At 37.7% G+C, this 18,559-nt stretch carries 16 protein-coding genes; 11 read left to right on the top strand and 5 right to left on the bottom strand.

Annotation, left to right across the window (positions count from 1 at the left end):
- The first annotated feature begins 63 nt into the window (after window positions 1–63).
- On the top strand, window positions 64–465 hold the full coding sequence (gene cueR, locus A6E03_RS15780) for a Cu(I)-responsive transcriptional regulator (RefSeq protein WP_065591408.1): 402 nt from the start codon (window positions 64–66) through the stop codon (window positions 463–465).
- A 28-nt stretch (window positions 466–493) separates the two neighbouring features.
- Here cueR and A6E03_RS15785 read toward each other — a convergent pair whose 3' ends face one another.
- From A6E03_RS15785 to A6E03_RS15795, 3 genes are all read right to left on the bottom strand, one after another.
- Window positions 494–1,348, bottom strand: a complete 855-nt coding sequence (locus A6E03_RS15785; RefSeq protein ID WP_065591409.1) for a co-chaperone YbbN — start codon at window positions 1,346–1,348, stop codon at window positions 494–496.
- Window positions 1,349–1,681: 333 nt separating this feature from the next.
- The gene (locus tag A6E03_RS15790; protein WP_065591410.1) at window positions 1,682–2,509 is read right to left on the bottom strand and encodes an SDR family oxidoreductase; all 828 of its coding nucleotides are present in this window, start codon (window positions 2,507–2,509) and stop codon (window positions 1,682–1,684) included.
- A gap of 73 nt (window positions 2,510–2,582) precedes the next feature.
- Window positions 2,583–3,488 carry a TIGR01777 family oxidoreductase gene (locus tag A6E03_RS15795; RefSeq protein WP_065591411.1) on the bottom strand — a complete coding sequence of 302 codons (906 nt, stop codon included), beginning with the start codon at window positions 3,486–3,488 and terminating at the stop codon, window positions 2,583–2,585.
- 133 nt (window positions 3,489–3,621) lie between these two features.
- Between A6E03_RS15795 and yfcE the strand changes: the two genes are divergently transcribed.
- A complete protein-coding gene (gene yfcE / locus A6E03_RS15800; RefSeq protein ID WP_065591412.1) occupies window positions 3,622–4,170 on the top strand; it encodes a phosphodiesterase in 549 nt (182 codons plus the stop codon).
- Between the two features lie 80 nt (window positions 4,171–4,250).
- On the opposite strand, the gene A6E03_RS15805 is transcribed toward yfcE, so the two are convergent.
- Window positions 4,251–4,802, bottom strand: coding sequence for a regulatory protein ToxS (locus A6E03_RS15805; protein ID WP_065591413.1), 552 nt, complete (start codon window positions 4,800–4,802; stop codon window positions 4,251–4,253).
- Window positions 4,793–5,665 (bottom strand): transcriptional regulator, encoded by an 873-nt coding sequence (locus tag A6E03_RS15810; protein WP_065601232.1) that lies wholly within the window; start codon window positions 5,663–5,665, stop codon window positions 4,793–4,795. Before A6E03_RS15810 ends, A6E03_RS15805 begins: the two co-directional genes overlap by 10 nt.
- Window positions 5,666–5,877: 212 nt before the next feature.
- Between A6E03_RS15810 and htpG the strand changes: the two genes are divergently transcribed.
- The 9 genes from htpG (at window position 5,878) to ppiD (ending at window position 18,473) form a co-directional block, all read left to right on the top strand.
- Window positions 5,878–7,776 carry a molecular chaperone HtpG gene (gene htpG / locus A6E03_RS15815; protein WP_065591415.1) on the top strand — a complete coding sequence of 633 codons (1,899 nt, stop codon included), beginning with the start codon at window positions 5,878–5,880 and terminating at the stop codon, window positions 7,774–7,776.
- 266 nt (window positions 7,777–8,042) lie between these two features.
- On the top strand, window positions 8,043–8,687 hold the full coding sequence (gene adk, locus A6E03_RS15820) for an adenylate kinase (RefSeq protein ID WP_065591416.1): 645 nt from the start codon (window positions 8,043–8,045) through the stop codon (window positions 8,685–8,687).
- Between the two features lie 83 nt (window positions 8,688–8,770).
- On the top strand, window positions 8,771–9,736 hold the full coding sequence (hemH, locus tag A6E03_RS15825) for a ferrochelatase (protein WP_065591417.1): 966 nt from the start codon (window positions 8,771–8,773) through the stop codon (window positions 9,734–9,736).
- Window positions 9,737–10,085: 349 nt separating this feature from the next.
- A complete protein-coding gene (gene tig, locus A6E03_RS15830; RefSeq protein WP_065601233.1) occupies window positions 10,086–11,384 on the top strand; it encodes a trigger factor in 1,299 nt (432 codons plus the stop codon).
- A 100-nt stretch (window positions 11,385–11,484) separates the two neighbouring features.
- Window positions 11,485–12,108, top strand: coding sequence for an ATP-dependent Clp endopeptidase proteolytic subunit ClpP (clpP, locus tag A6E03_RS15835; RefSeq protein WP_065601234.1), 624 nt, complete (start codon window positions 11,485–11,487; stop codon window positions 12,106–12,108).
- 85 nt (window positions 12,109–12,193) lie between these two features.
- Window positions 12,194–13,480 (top strand): ATP-dependent protease ATP-binding subunit ClpX, encoded by a 1,287-nt coding sequence (clpX, locus tag A6E03_RS15840; protein WP_065591420.1) that lies wholly within the window; start codon window positions 12,194–12,196, stop codon window positions 13,478–13,480.
- A 133-nt stretch (window positions 13,481–13,613) separates the two neighbouring features.
- Window positions 13,614–15,968 carry an endopeptidase La gene (lon, locus tag A6E03_RS15845; RefSeq protein ID WP_065601235.1) on the top strand — a complete coding sequence of 785 codons (2,355 nt, stop codon included), beginning with the start codon at window positions 13,614–13,616 and terminating at the stop codon, window positions 15,966–15,968.
- A gap of 170 nt (window positions 15,969–16,138) precedes the next feature.
- The gene (locus tag A6E03_RS15850) at window positions 16,139–16,411 is read left to right on the top strand and encodes an HU family DNA-binding protein (RefSeq protein ID WP_065591422.1); all 273 of its coding nucleotides are present in this window, start codon (window positions 16,139–16,141) and stop codon (window positions 16,409–16,411) included.
- Between the two features lie 205 nt (window positions 16,412–16,616).
- Window positions 16,617–18,473, top strand: a complete 1,857-nt coding sequence (ppiD, locus tag A6E03_RS15855) for a peptidylprolyl isomerase (RefSeq protein WP_065601236.1) — start codon at window positions 16,617–16,619, stop codon at window positions 18,471–18,473.
- Window positions 18,474–18,559: the final 86 nt, after the last annotated feature.

The following is an 18,559-nucleotide window of genomic DNA, read 5'->3' on the forward strand; positions in this document are numbered from 1 at the left end:
GATATTGCTAAGAATAAACCTTACAGTAAATGGAAGGTCAAGCAGTTAAATGAGTAAATTAAAATGAATATTAGCGAAGTGGCGAATTTAACCGGATTAACATCGAAAGCGATTCGCTTTTATGAAAGTAAAGGTGTGATCAGAGAGGCAAATCGAGGTGCGAATGGATACCGTCAGTACACAACAGCTCAAGTAGAAGAGTTACAGTTGATCCGACGTTCAAGGTTAGTCGGGTTTAGTTTAGAAGAGTGCCAAGAACTATTAAGTTTATCAAATAATCCAAATCGCCGTAGTGCGGATGTAAAAAAGAAAACGCTAGAGAAAGTCACTGAGATAGAAGCCAAGATCCAAGAATTAGAAGGGATGAAGCAAACATTACTAGAACTAGCGAGTGCCTGTCCTGGAGATGAAAGTAATGACTGTCCTATTATTAAAGGGCTAACCTGTTGTCACGATAAAAAGTAACAACAGGGTTAATCCTAATTTTTATTTTTTAGTAAAGTAGAGAATACAACTGGCGACGGTATTTACCCGCAATAGGATTTCCTTGGCCAAGAGCAGAAAGAATATCCATCATTGTTTTCTTTACTTGTCCATCTTGAGCATTTAGATTTTTTAATAGAATAACCATTAAGATTTCGAGAGCTTCTTCTTGGCGATTTACTTGGCTATATTGAATAGCAAGTTCTAAAGCCAACCCATTGTTGCTTTTATCTGCATTATATTTATCTTCTAATGCTTGGATTTCAGGCGTATTTCCTGCTTGTTTATGAAGCTCTAGTTTTGCTATTAATTCTTTGTATTTACTGTCTTGATCTTGCATTAAAATTTCAGACAACATTGCTTCTGCTTGATCGTAAGCTTGAGTTTCAATATAGCATTGAGCAATATGAAGTTTAATTTGGCCATTACCACCAAAGTGTTCAAGTAAGGCAAGCAGGGTAGGAAGCGCAGCTTGAAACTCACCTTCTTCAACTAATTTAAATGCTTGACCTAATTGAAGTTCTTCTTGGCTAGGTAAATGCTTATTTAGCATGGTTTGAATAGCCTCTATAGTTTGAGGTCCACCCATTCCATCAACCGCTTGACCATTTTTAAATAACGCAATTGTAGGCAATGTTTGAACACCAAACTGTTGAGCAAGACCTTGTTGTTCTTCACAGTTAAGTAGTGCAAGAGTAACGGCATCGCCGTATTGCTGCGCTAACTGTTGTAATGTTGGGATAACAGCAAGGCTTTCTTGACTCATTGGTGCCCAGAAGTGAATTAGTACTGGGGTTTGCATTGAGCCTTCGAGTACTTGTTGGAAGTTTTGTTCGTTCAGTTCAACGCTATGTTCTGGCTGCATGGTCTTTTCCTAAAATCAGTATTGTCTCTGTATATATACAGTTATATGGGGTATTGCATTGATTTTCAAGGAGCCAGAGACGAAGAAAGCCACTATGCATAACATAATGGCTTTACTATCGTAAGCGAAAACAACCGTTAGATCAGTATGAATACCGCAACAGCAACACTCACACAGATCCAGTTGATTTTTCCTAGTGTCATATTATCTCCTAAAAAACACTTTCTACCAGATGTGAATAAATATACTTATTCAATATGACACTAATATTACATTTTTAGTCTTTTCTCATATTTCTTAATTATTACACTCAATCAACAGGATAAAGATAAGTTAATCGCTCTTATTTAAGATCTTATCTAGGTACTTTGTTGGTAATAACCGTTTTAGAATAGCAAAGAGGTGAGTTGGAAAGGTGACTCGATAGCGAGCTTTTGGTCTTGATGAATTGAGAGCATGTAATAATGGAGGAATGATAGATTCAGGCGGTAAAACAAAGGCGCTTCCAGAGGTTTTATTTTCTAATCTTTTCTGTTGAGCTAAATACTTTTCTTTATGTGGACTATTATCAATACTTACCCATTTTTTGAATGATTTCAATGCATTGTATCGAAAATTCGTTTCGATTGGACCTGGTTCAATTAAACTTATTTTTATATCTGTATCGGATAACTCCAAGCGTAAGGTATCTGTCCAGCCTTCGATTGCAAATTTTGACGCGTTATAAGCGCCACGGTATTTCATCGCAACGATACCTAAAACAGAGCTGTTTTGAATAATGCGACCTTCACCTTGCTTTCTCATTATTGGAAGAATTTCTGTGATTAATTGATGCCATCCAAAGAAATTTGATTCAAACTGCTCTTTTAAGGCCTCCCTAGGTAGGTCTTCTAATGCTCCGGCTTGCCCATATGCTCCGTTATTGAACAATCCGTATAATTTCCCATCAGTTAAGAGAAGGAGTTGCTGAACTGCGGCAGAGATACTTTTTGGATCAGCATAATCCAGATGTAAACAAGTTAACCCTTCTTTTTGTAAGCGTTCAACATCTTTTATTTGTCGGCACGATGCGATGACTTGAAAGCCGTGTTGTTGTAATTGATGGGCTGCAGTATAACCAATGCCAGTAGAGCAGCCTGTAATAAAAATTGAACGTTGCATAATGTGACTAAGACTCTGTTTATGGATGTTATTTTATAATGGATCTAAAATAACATCATTGCAACAGAGTGGGTTAACTTAGCAGCTGTTTTAGTGCTGATTCAATTCGAGAGTAACGAAACTTAAAACCCTCATGGACTAAGCGTTTCGGGCGAATTCTTTGGCTATCTGTTAGTAAAACGGCTCCCTCTCCTAGTATGGCTTTGATTACTATTTTGGGAGTAAATAAGAAATGAGGTCGTTTGAGTGTTTTTGCTAAGGTTTGGCTAAAAATTGCATTAGTAACAGGGTGAGGAGCAACTAAATTATAAATGCCTTTACTCTCCTCGTGTTCCATTAGGTGCAATATAGCGAGCACCATGTCATCAATATGGATCCAAGACATATATTGTTTGCCATCACCTACAGGCCCACCTAAACCGCACTGGTAAGGTAGATACATTTTTTTTAGGGCGCCTCCTAAAGGAGAAAGAACAACACCTGTTCGTAAAATACAGACGCGAGTTTGCTCACTCTCTGCTTGTAATGCTTTATTTTCCCATTGTTGACAAATTTGGTGAGCAAAGTCCGATGATAATATTTCTGTGGTTTCATCAATGTTTTGAGCACCATTATCACCATAATAGCCCACAGCAGAACCTGAAATAAAACAGCGTGGTGGGCTCGTTGATTTTAAGCAAAGTTGAACGAGTTTCTCAGTAAGTACACAGCGACTATCTGTGATGATTTTTTTTTGTTTTGTAGTCCATTTTTTGTCAGCAATAGGTTCACCTGCCAAATTAATAATTATATCTATATCATTAAAGTCGGTAAAAGAGGCGAGGTCGGGGATAAAATCAACATGAGGTAAAGCAAGGTGATTTAAGCTTGATTCTGCTTTTTTTGGGTTACGGGTTAAAAGAATTAGATTATGCCCTTTAAGGTGATCTAATAGGTGTTTTCCGATTAATCCAGTACTACCTGTAATAAGTATTTTCATCTCGTCTCCTGCAAGATATTAATCATATCTGATTAACTAAGTATAAATTGACTTCATTGATTGGCAACTTTGATGCTGTTTTTCCTTTATACTTGATGCTTGAAATATCTTTTTATAAGTTTAAGGGTTCTTCGTGAAGTTATTTTTTGCCTCAGATCTGCATGGCTCATTGCCTGCAACTCAACGTGTTATAGATACGTTTTTAGACTCTAAAGCGGATCATTTAATTCTGCTTGGTGATTTAATTAATTTTGGTCCTAGAAATCCATTACCAGAAGGGCATAACCCGATTGCGGTCGCTGAGTTATTAAATCAATACGCAGAGTCTATCATTGCAGTAAGAGGTAATTGTGACAGTGAAGTTGATCAAATGCTGTTATCGTTTCCTATTATGTCTGATTACAATATCGTGCTGTTACCTACAGGGCAAAAGCTTTTTTTAACGCACGGGCATATTTATAATGCTGAAAAACGACCTTTATTAAAAAGGGGAGATGTTATTGTTCATGGGCATACACATGTTTCAGTAGCTGAGTGGCAAGGAGAGCAAATTATTTTTAACCCGGGTTCAACTACGTTCCCTCGAAATGAAGGCGATAGAGCAAGCTATGGTTTACTTGATGAGACTCATTTATCCGTTCTAGACTTTGAAGGAAATATACTGAACTCAATTGATTTATAATTACCGAGTGATAAATCATGCATAAAAAATCCGAGACGATAATTATCTCGGATTTTTTTATAACGTTATTTATCACTGGTTTAATGAGAAAATAGAATCCCTGACCCGTAATTTAGGCTAGTCAGTAATAATGTTTTATCATTAATAACATCTACACGTTTGCTTTGTTGAGCATCCATTTGGAATACTCTCATTATTAATTTCTTCTGTGATCCAGTGAATTCTTTATTGTCACTTGATGTCACATCTTTAAATTCGATAGGGTCAATAAGAAGGTAATCACCGCTATATTCCCAGTTACCTGTTTCCATAACATTAATGGTTAATGGGTGCTGAGCGTTATCTAAAACACTATAAATTGTCAATTTTGACGATTTAGAGTAGGTTTTATTGGGTAAGTAAACCACATTAGATTTAATGTCAGCTCGTTTTAATGGCCCCATATCTTCGTAATCAACATTGCTGTCGATACGAACGGTGCTCATGCTTTGCCATTCTTTAGATGTCAGTAGTTGTTCTACTTTACTGTCACTTTCCCAATAAAACCAACCGCTACCAATCATTGAAATTAGAAGAAGAATGATCGGTAAAAAACGTTTCAATAGAGGTAATTGTTCGTTATTTAACCACATACTTTATCGACCTCTTTTTGATTTATCAGTAAACGAACGCTAATGCTTTGGTCGCTGTGTATTTCATTGTGAATATAATTCAATGTAATTTGATTTGCTTGCCCACTGGTTGCAATAATCTCAATTGGTTTTAATGAGTCAGTATGCTTTGAATTATAAAAAATGGTGCATTGTTCAATCAGAGGTTGCCATTGATCAATATTTGGGTGATTAATAGGAACTAATACCGGGGTCTCATCGTAAATTGCGACTTGAGTAAACGCGTCCGATTTTGGTGTGTGATTGAAATAAGCAATAACAGGTAAAATAAAAGCAATAATAAGAATGATTGTCCCTAGCAGAGATAGGTGTGCTTTAGGTTTATTTATACTGTTATTTTCTTTGAGAGTACCTTTCGATGCTTTTTCTATGTTAAGAGTATCACTAGCTGCATCTGGGGTAATATCTTCGTGGTTATTTAATGCCGTAGTTTCTAATTCTTCAACTAGATTTACTGTCATATCTTCTTCAAAAGCAGATTCCTGAGCAACGGCTGTTGAAATGAATTGGTATCCACGCTTAGGCACTGTTTTAACATAAACAGGGAGTTTTGTTGGATCTTGTAGCATTTTTCGTAGTGTCGAAATAGCCTGTGTTAAACTAGAATCATCGACTTCAAATCCTTGATCTCGCCATACATATTCATGCAATTCATGACGACTAACAACCTTCCCTGGCTCTTGAATAAGTAGGCTTAAAACTCGGCTTTCATTACCACCTAAACGAATGATTTCGTCATCATCTAATGTATCAATGAGACTGTTATCGTTTGGATCGAATAGAAACCGGTTGCCAATAATGATTTTGTTATTTTCTATATTCATTGGTTGTTAACTCAGTTGTAGTGATTCTTATTTATGATATCCAAGTATCATTTTAGAATGTCTATTCTATGTCAAAATTTCTAATAACGCATTTTATAGTATAAAAAAAGCAAAAAAACAGGATTTTTTACATAGCTTTACCTTGAATTGCCATTTTAAGACCTCATTTTAATTAATAAGTTAAAAATATTATACTAATTCGGAGTTTATTGATGAGCGAGCAAACAATTAATAATAAAGAAACACGCGGCTTCCAATCAGAAGTAAAGCAACTACTTCACCTAATGATTCATTCTTTATATTCAAATAAAGAGATATTTTTACGTGAATTAATATCAAATGCTTCAGACGCATCAGATAAATTACGTTTTAAGGCGCTATCAAATGGTGACTTATATGAAGGTAATGCAGATCTTGGCGTAAAGCTGTCTTTTAATGAAGAAGCGAACACGTTAACGATTTCAGATAACGGCATTGGTATGAGTCGTGACAGTGTTATTGAACATTTAGGTACGATAGCAAAATCTGGCACTGCGGATTTCTTTTCTAAATTATCAGACGACCAAAGTAAAGACTCTCAACTCATTGGTCAATTTGGTGTTGGTTTTTATTCTGCGTTCATCGTTGCTGATGCGGTAACGGTACGTACTCGTGAAGCAGGCGCTGCGAAAGACGAAGCGGTTCAATGGCATTCTGAAGGTGAAGGTGATTACACAATAGAAGATGTGACTAAAGAAACTCGCGGTACAGATATCATTCTTCATATGCGTGAAGAAGGTAAAGAGTTTTTAAGTGAGTGGCGTCTAAAAGAAGTGATTGGCAAATACTCTGATCATATCGGTATTCCTGTTTCTCTTTGGAGTGTTGAAAAAGACGAAGAAGGAAAAGATAAGGAAGGTAAGTGGGAGCAAATTAATAAAGCTCAAGCACTTTGGACTCGTAATAAGTCAGAGATTGAAGACGCGGAATACCAAGAGTTTTATAAGCATGTATCGCATGATTTTGCTGATCCACTAACGTGGAGTCATAATAAAGTAGAAGGTAAGAACGATTACACAAGCCTTTTATATATTCCAACAAAAGCCCCATTTGATATGATGAATCGTGATCATAAAAGTGGTTTGAAGCTCTATGTTCAACGTGTCTTTATTATGGATGATGCTGAGCAATTTATGCCGAGTTACTTACGTTTTGTTAAGGGTTTGATTGACTCAAATGATCTACCATTAAACGTATCTCGTGAAATTCTTCAAGATAATAAAGTGACTCAATCATTACGTGGTGCATGCACTAAACGTGTACTAGGTATGCTTGAGAAAACGGCGAAGAAAGACGATGAAAAATACCTAACTTTCTGGAAAGAGTTTGGCCAAGTATTAAAAGAAGGCTTGGCTGAAGATTTTGCTAATAAAGATAAAATTGCGGGTCTTCTGCGTTTTGCTACAACAGAAAAAGACAGTTCAGAGCAAGCAATAAGCTTAGCGAGTTATGTTGAGCGTATGAAAGAAGAGCAAGATAAGATCTTCTATCTAACGGCTGATAGCTATGCCGCGGCGAAGAACAGCCCACACCTAGAGCAATTTAAGGCAAAAGGCATTGAAGTCGTTCTAATGTTCGACCGTATTGATGAGTGGCTAATGAGCTACTTAACAGAATTTGATGGCAAGCAATTCCAATCAATTACAAAAGCAGGTTTAGACTTAAGTAAGTTTGAAGATGATGCAGAAAAAGAGAAACAAAAAGAGACGGTAGAAGAGTTTAAATCTGTTGTTGAACGCACTAAATCTTACTTAGGCGATCGAGTTAAAGAAGTTCGTACTACGTTTAAATTAGCAACAACACCAGCCGTTGTCGTTACTGATGACTTTGAAATGGGTACACAAATGGCGAAACTTTTAGAAGCAGCAGGTCAAGCGGCTCCGGAAGTGAAATACATTTTTGAAATTAACCCAGAGCATGCGCTTATCAAGCAAATGGCTGATGAAGCGGATGAAGAAGCGTTTGGCCGTTGGGTTGAAATGTTACTTGGTCAAGCAATGTTAGCAGAGCGTGGCTCTTTAGATGATCCATCACAATTCTTAAATGCGATGAATCAGTTATTATCAAAGTAATTGAGTCACAGCTGTAAAAATAAAATGAATGAGATCTTGGGTGGCAATCGTACACTAAGGTCTCATTGTTTTTTATTGGGATCCGTTACATTCTAGAACGGTTAGATTTCGCTATTTTCATCTCAAACTTGATAGCGTTAACAGTTACGTGTATCTTCACGGCTTATTTTTAGAAATAAAACTTATACCTAAATTTATAAATAGGAAAGTCATTCTATTTGTAAGGTTTGGTATAAATTCCAAGATTAAATTTTAAGGGGAAAACAATGCGTATCATCCTTTTAGGTGCACCTGGTGCGGGTAAAGGTACTCAAGCTCAGTTCATCATGGATAAATTTGGTATTCCACAAATATCTACAGGTGACATGTTACGTGCTGCGATTAAAGCAGGCACTGAAATGGGCAAACAAGCTAAATCTGTAATTGATGCTGGTCAACTTGTATCTGATGAGATCATCCTTGGTCTTGTTAAAGAGCGTATTGCTCAAGAAGATTGCGCTAAAGGTTTCCTATTAGATGGTTTCCCTCGTACAATTCCTCAAGCTGATGGCTTGAAAGAGAATGGTGTATCAATTGATTACGTTCTTGAATTTGACGTTGCTGATGAAGTAATCGTTGAGCGTATGTCTGGTCGTCGTGCTCATCTTCCTTCTGGTCGCACATACCACGTTACGTTTAATCCTTCTAAAGTTGAAGGTCAAGATGATGTAACTGGCGAGCCTCTTGTAATTCGTGAAGATGACAAACCAGAAACTGTTCTTGCTCGTTTAGGTGTTTACCATGAGCAAACAGCACCGCTTATTGCTTATTACACAAAAGAAGCAGAAGCAGGTAAAACTCAGTACCTGAAATTTGATGGTACTAAGTTAGTTGCTGAAGTTAGCGCAGAGATCGAAAAAGCACTTTCGTAATCTTACCTAACGAACAATTTATTGTTATATTGAAGGCGACCTTATTGGTCGCCTTTTTTTATCAAACATAATGGATAATGACAGTGAATAATAAAAAAGCAGGGGTGCTATTAGTTAACCTTGGAACACCCACAGCGCCAACGGCATCGGCAGTAAAAACGTTCTTGTCAGAATTTTTGCATGATAAACGTGTTGTCGATATGACTCGTTTTATTTGGTGCCCTTTGCTTCATGGTGTGATCCTTCCTATTCGAGCGCCTAAAGTAGCAAAGTTATACCAAAGTGTTTGGATGGATGAAGGCTCTCCCCTGATGGTTTATTCACAACGCCAAGTTCGAGCTTTAAAAGAACGTCTTTCAATGCCAGTTGAATTAAGCATGACGTATGGTGAACCAAGAATTAAATCAGGTATTGAGTCATTAGAGCAGCAAGGGTGTGAAGAGATTATTATTTTACCTTTATATCCGCAATATTCTAGAACGACGACAGCAGCGGTCTTTGACCAAATTGCTAAGCAATATAAAACCACACCAGTATTGCCAAACTTCACTTTAGTTCATAATTATCACGATCATCCTCTTTATATAAAAGCACTTGCAGAATCCATCCGTCGTTCATGGGAAAAGAAGGGAAAAGGTGATTTTGTATTATGTTCATATCATGGGATCCCTCAACGTTTTGTTGATAATGGAGATATCTATGCTGCACACTGCGAGCGAACTACAGAGTTACTTGCTCAAGAATTAGATTTAACACCTGAACAGATAGGTATGAGTTATCAATCTCGCTTTGGGCGAGAAGCTTGGTTGCAGCCTTATACGTCAGAGACCTTAAAAGAGCTGGCTCCAAAGGGCATTAAATCTCTCGATATTATTAGTCCTGCATTTTCTTCAGATTGTTTAGAAACTTTAGAAGAGCTATCAGAAGAGTGTAAAGAGATATTTATGGAATTTGGTGGTCAAAAATACACCTTTATTCCATGCCTGAATGATGATGAATTACACATTGATATGATGGCAGATATTGTGAACCAAAAGATTTCGCATTAATTAGGTGTGTTTTTTAGAAAAAAAGTATTTATAAGGGTTGAAAAGTACAACTCATTGCCCAATTTCTTATTAAAGATTATCAACGTGTGTAGTGAACCTCGACATAGATGAGTCAGGTCGCTACAATATCGCGTCTTATTTTGCCACTTGGCTAAATGTCGTGTTTTATTCAATGAAATGCGCGATCTGCTTATTTTTTAAATAAGTAGATAAAAGAAGGTACCCAATTGGTACCACGAATCATAGGGGTTACTGTTTCTATCTTATTAGGACTGTAACACAAGGATGCGACACGTATTTTTTGTCGCAAACTCAGATAACCTGAGTCGATTTTGAGGTTTATATAAACATGCAAGTTACTGTTGAAACTAAAGAAGGCCTAGAGCGCGTTCTAACTATTACTGTTCCTGCTGCAAACATTGAAGCAGAAGTAAACAAAGAGCTTCTTAATATCGCTAAAAATCGTCGCTTCGATGGCTTCCGTAAAGGAAAAGTACCAATGAAGATGGTTGCTAAAATGTACGGCAGCGCAGTTCGTCACGACAAAATGGGTGAAGTTATGCAACGTCACTTCATTGAAGCGATCGTTAAAGACAAAATCAACCCAGCAGGCGCACCAACATTTGCTCCAGTAGAATTTGCTGAAGGCCAAGATTTAGTATTCACTGCAACATTTGAAATCTACCCAGAAGTTACACTTCAAGGTCTAGACAAAGTTGTTGTTGAAAAGCCACAAGTTGAAGTTAAAGACGAAGACGTAGCTGAAATGCTAGAAACACTACGTAAGCAACAGTCTACTTGGACTGACGCTGATGTTGCTGCTGAAGATGGTACTCGCGCTACAATCAACTTTGTTGGTTCTATCGACGGTGAGCTATTTGAAGGCGGAAAAGCAGATAACTTCCCTCTAGAAATGGGCCAAGGTCGCATGATTCCTGGTTTTGAAGATGGAATCAAAGGTAAGAAAGCGGGTGACGAATTAACTATCGATGTTAACTTCCCTGAAGATTACCACGCTGAAAACCTAAAAGGTAAAGCAGCACAATTTGCTATCACAGTAGTTAAAGTTGAAGCTCGTGAACTTCCAGAAATGAACGACGAGTTCGTAACTAAGTTTGGTGCTCAAGGTGGCGTTGAAGGTCTTAAAGCTGAAGTTCGTAAGAACATGGAGCGTGAACTAGCTCAAGCTGTTAAAAACAAGATCAAAGAACAAGCGATCAACGGTTTAGTTGAGCAAAATGACATCGACGTACCTTCTGCTCTTATCGATCAAGAAGTTCAAGTTTTACGTCAACAAGCTGTTCAACGTTTTGGTGGCAACGCTGATTCTGCTCCTGAACTTCCACGTGAATTGTTTGAAGAGCAAGCTAAACGTCGCGTAGTTGTTGGTCTTCTTCTTGGTGAAGTAATCAAGACTGAAGAGCTAAAAGCTGATGATGAGAAAGTAAAAGCACTTATCAATGAAATGGCTTCTGCTTATGAAGATCCAACTGAAGTTGTTGCTTACTACGAAGGTAATGAGCAAATGATGAACAACATGCGTAATGTTGCTCTAGAAGAACAAGCAGTTGAAGCAATTCTTGCTAAAGCACAAGTTTCTGAGAAAGCAGTAGGCTTTAACGAACTAATGAATCAACAACCAGCTTAATTTTAAATTAATTAAGTAGTTGACTTAGTTTCAAAAGATCTGCTAATAATGGTTCGAATGAAGCGTCATTCGGACCATTTATTTTATAAGGGATACGGTTATGAGCTATCAAGAAAACAATGCAATGCCTTCTATTATGGATGCACTTGTTCCTATGGTTGTTGAACAAACTTCACGTGGTGAGCGTTCGTATGATATTTATTCCCGTCTGTTAAAAGAGCGCGTTATCTTTTTAACAGGTCAAGTTGAAGATCACATGGCCAACCTAGTTGTGGCACAGTTGCTTTTCCTTGAGTCTGAAAATCCTGATAAGGATATCTTCCTATACATTAACTCTCCAGGCGGCTCAGTTACTGCAGGTATGTCAATCTATGACACAATGCAGTTCATTAAGCCAAATGTAAGTACAGTATGTATGGGTCAAGCATGTTCAATGGGTGCTTTCTTACTTGCAGGTGGCGCACCAGGTAAACGTTATGTATTACCTAATTCCCGTGTGATGATTCACCAACCACTTGGTGGTTTCCAAGGCCAAGCATCTGATATTCAAATTCATGCTCAAGAAATCTTAACGATTAAGCAAAAATTGAATACATTACTTGCTGAGCATACTGGTCAGCCTTTAGAAGTAATCGAAAAAGATACAGATCGTGATAACTTCATGGCAGCAGATGATGCAGTGAAATACGGTCTTGTAGATGCTGTGTTAAATAAGCGTGACTAATTAATAAAAAAGCAGTAACGTTTACAGCAAAGAAGGTAAGTTAGTATAAACTTACAGCATAAGGCAACGTTTAAGAGGTTAGCAAATGACAGACAAGCGTAAAGACGAAAATAGTGGAAAGTTACTATATTGCTCTTTTTGCGGAAAAAGCCAGCATGAAGTTCGTAAGCTAATTGCTGGTCCTTCTGTTTATGTTTGTGATGAATGCGTTGATTTATGTAACGACATTATTCGCGAAGAGCTAAAAGATAATACTCTGTCTCCAAAAGAGAGCAGTGAAGAACTACCAACGCCGCAAAATATTCGTGGTCATTTAGATGAATACGTTATTGGGCAAGAACATGCTAAAAAAGTATTAGCGGTAGCGGTATATAATCACTACAAGCGTTTACGTAATGGCGATACTACAAAAGATGGCGTTGAATTAGGTAAGAGTAATATTCTACTTATCGGTCCAACAGGTAGTGGTAAAACATTACTTGCTGAAACGCTAGCTCGTTTCTTGGATGTTCCGTTTACTATGGCGGATGCAACCACGTTAACAGAAGCAGGCTATGTAGGTGAAGATGTAGAAAACATCATTCAAAAGCTACTACAAAAATGCGATTACGATCCAGCGAAAGCGGAACGTGGCATTGTATATATCGATGAAATTGACAAGATTTCTCGTAAGTCTGAAAACCCATCTATTACTCGTGACGTATCAGGTGAAGGTGTTCAGCAAGCATTATTGAAATTGATTGAAGGTACAATTGCATCAGTACCACCTCAAGGTGGACGTAAGCACCCACAACAAGAGTTCTTACAAGTAGATACGTCTAAGATCTTATTTATTTGTGGTGGTGCATTTGCAGGCTTAGATAAAGTAATCGAGCAACGCGTTGCAATAGGAACGGGTATTGGCTTTGCTGCTGATGTTCGCTCTCAAGATGATAAAGCAACGATTGGAGATTTATTGAAGCAAATTGAACCTGAAGATTTAATTAAATTCGGTTTAATTCCTGAGTTTATTGGTCGTCTACCAGTAACCACGACATTAACTGAATTAGATGAAGATGCGTTAATCCAAATTCTAAGCAAGCCTAAAAATGCATTAACTAAGCAATACGCTGCGTTATTTGATTTAGAAGGCGCTGAATTAGAATTTCGTGAAGACGCGTTGAGAGCCATTGCTAAAAAAGCAATGAACCGTAAAACGGGTGCTCGTGGTCTTCGTTCAATTTTAGAAGCGATATTATTAGATACTATGTATGAATTACCATCAAAAGAAGGTGTTTCTAAGGTAGTTATCGATGAGTCTGTAATTAATGGTGAGTCAGAGCCACTATTAATATTTGAAAATACAGAAACGAAAGCAATATCAGCAGAATAGTCAATATCAGCTAATAAACAGTATAAAAAGGAGGCATTGGCCTCCTTTTTTATTTTTAATTGAAAATAATGTTGAATCTTAGCGACTTGCCCCCATATTATTTCTAAAGATACTGACGGAAAGAGAGAAGAATATGAACCTGGAGCGTTCCGAGCGCATTGAGATACCAGTTCTACCATTACGTGATGTAGTGGTGTATCCGCATATGGTTATTCCACTGTTTGTGGGCCGTGAAAAATCCATCCGTTGCTTAGAAGCAGCGATGGAGCAGAATAAACAAGTCCTACTTGTGGCACAAAAAGAAGCCGCTAAAGAAGAACCGCAATTAGATGACTTACACGGTGTTGGTACAATAGCGACAATTTTACAATTATTAAAATTGCCTGATGGTACAGTTAAAGTATTAGTTGAAGGTCAACAGCGAGCTAAAATACATCAGTTTTTAGAAGCTGATTTTTTTACAGCGGATGCTGAATTTCTACTGACTCCAATTATTGATGATGCTGAACAAGAAGTGATTATGCGCTCTGCGATTAATCAATTTGAAGGCTTCATTAAATTAAATAAAAAAATCCCACCAGAAGTTTTGACTTCACTTAGCGGAATTGAAGATGCAGCTCGTCTTGCTGACACCATTGCTGCCCATATGCCGCTTAAATTGGTTGATAAGCAAGAAGTGTTAGAGTTAATAGACGTTATTGCACGTTTAGAGTTTCTAATGGGTATGATGGAATCTGAAATCGATTTATTACAAATCGAAAAACGCATTCGTGGTCGTGTTAAAAAGCAAATGGAAAAAAGTCAGCGTGAGTACTATTTGAATGAGCAAATGAAAGCCATTCAAAAAGAGCTTGGCGACTTAGACGATGCACCAGATGAATTTGAAGCGCTGCAGAAAAAAATTGCAGACGCTAAAATGCCAAAAGAAGCACAAGAAAAAGCAGAACAAGAATTACAAAAGCTGAAAATGATGTCACCGATGTCAGCAGAAGCGACGGTTGTTCGTAGCTATATTGATTGTATGGTTGCTGTGCCTTGGTATAAACGCTCTAAAGTGAAAAAAGATTTAGCCAAAGCCGAAGAGATCTTAAACTCTGACCATTATGGCTTAGAGCGTGTAAAAGAACGTATTCTTGAGTATTTAGCGGTTCAAAGTCGAGTGACAAAACTTAAAGGTCCAATCCTTTGCTTAGTCGGTCCTCCTGGAGTCGGTAAAACATCGTTAGGGCAATCTATTGCCAGAGCGACAGGCCGTAAATATACACGTATGGCACTTGGTGGCGTGCGTGATGAAGCTGAAATTCGTGGTCATAGACGTACGTATATCGGTTCTCTTCCTGGTAAATTGATCCAGAAATTATCTAAAGTTGAAGTGAAAAATCCACTTTTCCTATTAGATGAGATCGATAAAATGTCTTCTGATATGCGTGGCGATCCTGCTTCCGCACTTCTTGAAGTATTAGACCCAGAGCAAAATAATAAATTTAGCGACCATTACTTAGAGGTTGATTATGACCTTTCTGATGTAATGTTTGTTGCAACGTCTAACTCAATGAATATCCCAGGTCCACTGCTTGACCGTATGGAAGTGATTCGTCTATCTGGTTATACCGAAGATGAAAAATTGAACATTGCTAAAAATCACTTGTTAATGAAACAAATAAAACGCAATGGTCTAAAAGAACATGAGATTGAAATTGATGACTCGGCTATCATGGGGATCATTCGTTACTATACCCGCGAAGCAGGTGTTCGTAGCTTAGAGCGTGAAATTTCTAAACTATGTCGTAAGGCAGTTAAGCAAATCCTATTAGATAAATCGATTAAGAAAGTAACAATTAATCAAGATAACTTAAAAGATTTCTTAGGTGTTCAACGTTGTGATTACGGTAAAGCTGATGACGAAAACCGAGTAGGCCAGGTTGTTGGTTTAGCATGGACTGAAGTCGGCGGTGACTTATTGACGATTGAAGCAGAATCAATGATTGGTAAAGGCAAACTTGCTTATACTGGTTCTCTTGGTGATGTGATGAAAGAATCAATTCAAGCGGCAATGACTGTTGTACGAACGCGCGCAGATAAGTTAGGTATTAACCCTGATTTCTATGAAAAGCGTGATATTCATGTACACGTTCCTGAAGGTGCAACACCAAAAGATGGTCCAAGTGCTGGTGTTGGTATGTGTACTGCACTTGTATCAAGCTTAACGGGTAATCCGGTTCGTTCTGATGTTGCAATGACAGGTGAAATTACATTACGTGGTGAAGTACTGCCAATTGGTGGTTTGAAAGAAAAACTATTAGCAGCTCATCGTGGCGGTATTAAAACTGTCATCATTCCAAAGGATAATGAGCGTGATTTGGAAGAGATCCCTGCAAATGTAATTGCAGATCTATCTGTTCATCCAGTTAAATGGATTGATGAAGTATTAACCTTAGCGCTTCAAAATGATCCACAAGGCTTTAGTCTTGAGCAATCTAAAAAGTGATGTGTAGCAAAAAACGTTGATATAACAGGGCTGACAGGTAGAAATGACTTGTCAGTTCATATTGATGTCGCTAAGTTAAGCTTTATTGCGTGATCATAACTTCACACATTTATTATCAAAATATGGACTCGTTCATTAATCATTGAATGAATAATTTAAAGGGGAATACCGTGAATAAATCTCAATTAGTTGATCAAATTGCTGAAAATGCAGATATCTCAAAGGCAGCAGCAGGTCGTGCTCTGGATGCATTAGTTGAAACAGTAACTGAGACACTAAAAAGTGGCGATCAAGTAACGCTTGTTGGTTTTGGTTCATTTGTTGTTCGTGAGCGTGCTGCTCGCACTGGTCGTAATCCTAAAACTGGTGAAGCGATTGAGATTTCTGCGGCAAAAGTACCTGCATTTAAAGCGGGCAAAGCTCTTAAAGATGCGTGTAACTAAGCGAAATATAGATAAAACTCTACACAAGCTCACGTAAGGCTAGTAGACTAGAGTTATGAGTCATAGGCGCATCCAATGATGCGCTTTTTTATTGTTAAAATTTTCTTTTATTGAACTATTTTACATTTTCACTATCAATAGAAATTGACACGCTATTTATATAAATAGTGTTATTCCACTTGGTGATTAGGAGTTAAAACATATTATGATGGATCGAATTCGCGAAGGCTCAACAGGCCTCGTAGTTAAGATCATTCTCGGTCTAATTATTTTCTCATTTGTATTTGCAGGTGTAGGTAGTTATTTAGTCGGTGGAGGTCAACCCCTAGCGGCTAAAGTTGGTGAGCGTGAAATAACGCGGAATGATTTTGAACAAGTTTACCAAAATGAACGTAATCGCATGCAATCTCAGCTTGGCGAGTATTTTTCAACATTACTTGGTGACCCTGCATACGTAGAGCAATTTCGTAAATCAGTTTTAGACCGTATGGTGAACGATGCGTTATTGGATAATCAAGCTCAAGATCTAGGTCTTCGCGTTGGTGATGAACAGATCCGTCAAGCTATCTTATCTATGCCTCAGTTCCAGAAAGACGGCAAGTTTGATGAAGAAATCTTTAATATTTCACTTCGTCGCGCAGGTTTCAGTTCAGACAGTTTTGCAGAATATTTACGACAAGATTTAGTGCGTAATCAACTTATTCTTGCTCTTGAATCAACAGAATTTACGTTGGATAACGAAGTAAAAGCACAAGGTGCTTTAGAAGCTCAACAACGTGAAATTCGTACAATCACTCTTGATACTGCAGCATTCTCAAAAGATGCGACAGTAACTGATGAAGAAGTTGAAGAGTATTACAATGCAAATAAACAACAATTTGTTCGCCCTGAGCAAGTAAAAGTTTCTTATGTTGAATTATCTGGCGATTCTCTAAAGGCTCAAGCCCCAATTACGGATGAAGAAATTCAAACGTATTATAATGAAAACCAAGATAAGTATTCTACTCAAGAAAAACGCGAAGTAAGTCATATCTTGATTAAAGGTGATGAAGCTGATGCTCAAGCGGTTCTTGCTCGCTTAGATTCGGGTGATGATTTCGCTACAGTAGCAAAAGAAGATTCACAAGATATCCCTACAGCGAAAGAAGGTGGTTCTTTAGGTTGGATTGAACATGGTGTTATTGATCCTGATTTTGAAGATGCCGCTTTCCAACTGGTTAATGTAGGCGACCATTCGGGTTTGGTTAAATCAACATTTGGTTATCATATTATCCAACTTGACGGTATTGAAGCTCCAAAAACAAAAGCATTAGCAAAAGTAAGTGCTGAAATTAAAGCCTTTCTTGTTGATGAGCATGCTGCAGATGCATTCTATAGCTTACAAACAGAGTTAGCAGAAAAAGCATTTGAATCACCAGATTCTTTGGATGATGCGGCTGAAAGCGTGAATGTTAAGGTGATGACATCAGATTTCTTCTCTGAAACTGATGCTCCAAAGCTATTATCTAATCCATCAGTGTTACAAGCTATTTATAGCCCTGAAGTAAAAGAGGATGGTTTGAATTCAGATGTGATTGAAATCGCACCTGAGCACATTATTGTTGTTCGTGTTGAAGATGTTCGTGATGAAATAGTTCAACCGTTAAACGAAGTTAAAGAATCTGTAATTGCACGTTTATCTCAATCAAAAGGTGAGCAGAAAGCACTTGAGTTAGCTCAAGGGGCAATAAGCGCTTTAAACAAAGGTGAAATGAGCTATTTAACTGACAATGGTTTGAATTTTACTCAAGCAAGAATGATTACTCGAGCTGATGAGCTAGCAAATAATGTGTATCGTCTGCAAAAACCAGAGCAAGGTAAATCAACTTACGCCCAAATGATGGATCGTCAAGGTAACAACGTTATTGTTGCTCTTGATGGTGTATTAGAGCTAAGTAATGATGCAATGGCAGAACAAGTATCAACGCGTTTACTCAGAAGTCAGACTCAACAAGATCTAACTGCTACTTTAGATACCTTAAAAGTAAGTACTGATATTAGTTATCCATTATTAGAACAATAATCAATTTATTTGTAATTGATAAATAAGATAGACGGGCCCCTAATTGGGGCCCGTCGTGTTTTTAATGGAAGTATGTGTGTATCTAT

Origin of the sequence: Aliivibrio sp. 1S128 (assembly GCF_001691065.1) — a bacterium.
Lineage (GTDB): Bacteria > Pseudomonadota > Gammaproteobacteria > Enterobacterales > Vibrionaceae > Aliivibrio.

Excerpts from the sequence above, each read along its gene's own strand:
- A6E03_RS15805 (WP_065591413.1), bottom strand. The coding sequence starts at position 4,802 with ATGTGGTTAAATAACGAACAATTACCTCTATTGAAACGTTTTTTACCG.
- cueR (WP_065591408.1), top strand. The coding sequence starts at position 64 with ATGAATATTAGCGAAGTGGCGAATTTAACCGGATTAACATCGAAAGCG.
- A6E03_RS15810 (WP_065601232.1), bottom strand. The coding sequence starts at position 5,665 with ATGAATATAGAAAATAACAAAATCATTATTGGCAACCGGTTTCTATTC.
- clpP (WP_065601234.1), top strand. The coding sequence starts at position 11,485 with ATGAGCTATCAAGAAAACAATGCAATGCCTTCTATTATGGATGCACTT.
- lon (WP_065601235.1), top strand. The coding sequence starts at position 13,614 with ATGAACCTGGAGCGTTCCGAGCGCATTGAGATACCAGTTCTACCATTA.
- htpG (WP_065591415.1), top strand. The coding sequence starts at position 5,878 with ATGAGCGAGCAAACAATTAATAATAAAGAAACACGCGGCTTCCAATCA.
- tig (WP_065601233.1), top strand. The coding sequence starts at position 10,086 with ATGCAAGTTACTGTTGAAACTAAAGAAGGCCTAGAGCGCGTTCTAACT.
- clpX (WP_065591420.1), top strand. The coding sequence starts at position 12,194 with ATGACAGACAAGCGTAAAGACGAAAATAGTGGAAAGTTACTATATTGC.
- A6E03_RS15785 (WP_065591409.1), bottom strand. The coding sequence starts at position 1,348 with ATGCAGCCAGAACATAGCGTTGAACTGAACGAACAAAACTTCCAACAA.
- ppiD (WP_065601236.1), top strand. The coding sequence starts at position 16,617 with ATGATGGATCGAATTCGCGAAGGCTCAACAGGCCTCGTAGTTAAGATC.
- adk (WP_065591416.1), top strand. The coding sequence starts at position 8,043 with ATGCGTATCATCCTTTTAGGTGCACCTGGTGCGGGTAAAGGTACTCAA.
- A6E03_RS15790 (WP_065591410.1), bottom strand. The coding sequence starts at position 2,509 with ATGCAACGTTCAATTTTTATTACAGGCTGCTCTACTGGCATTGGTTAT.
- A6E03_RS15795 (WP_065591411.1), bottom strand. The coding sequence starts at position 3,488 with ATGAAAATACTTATTACAGGTAGTACTGGATTAATCGGAAAACACCTA.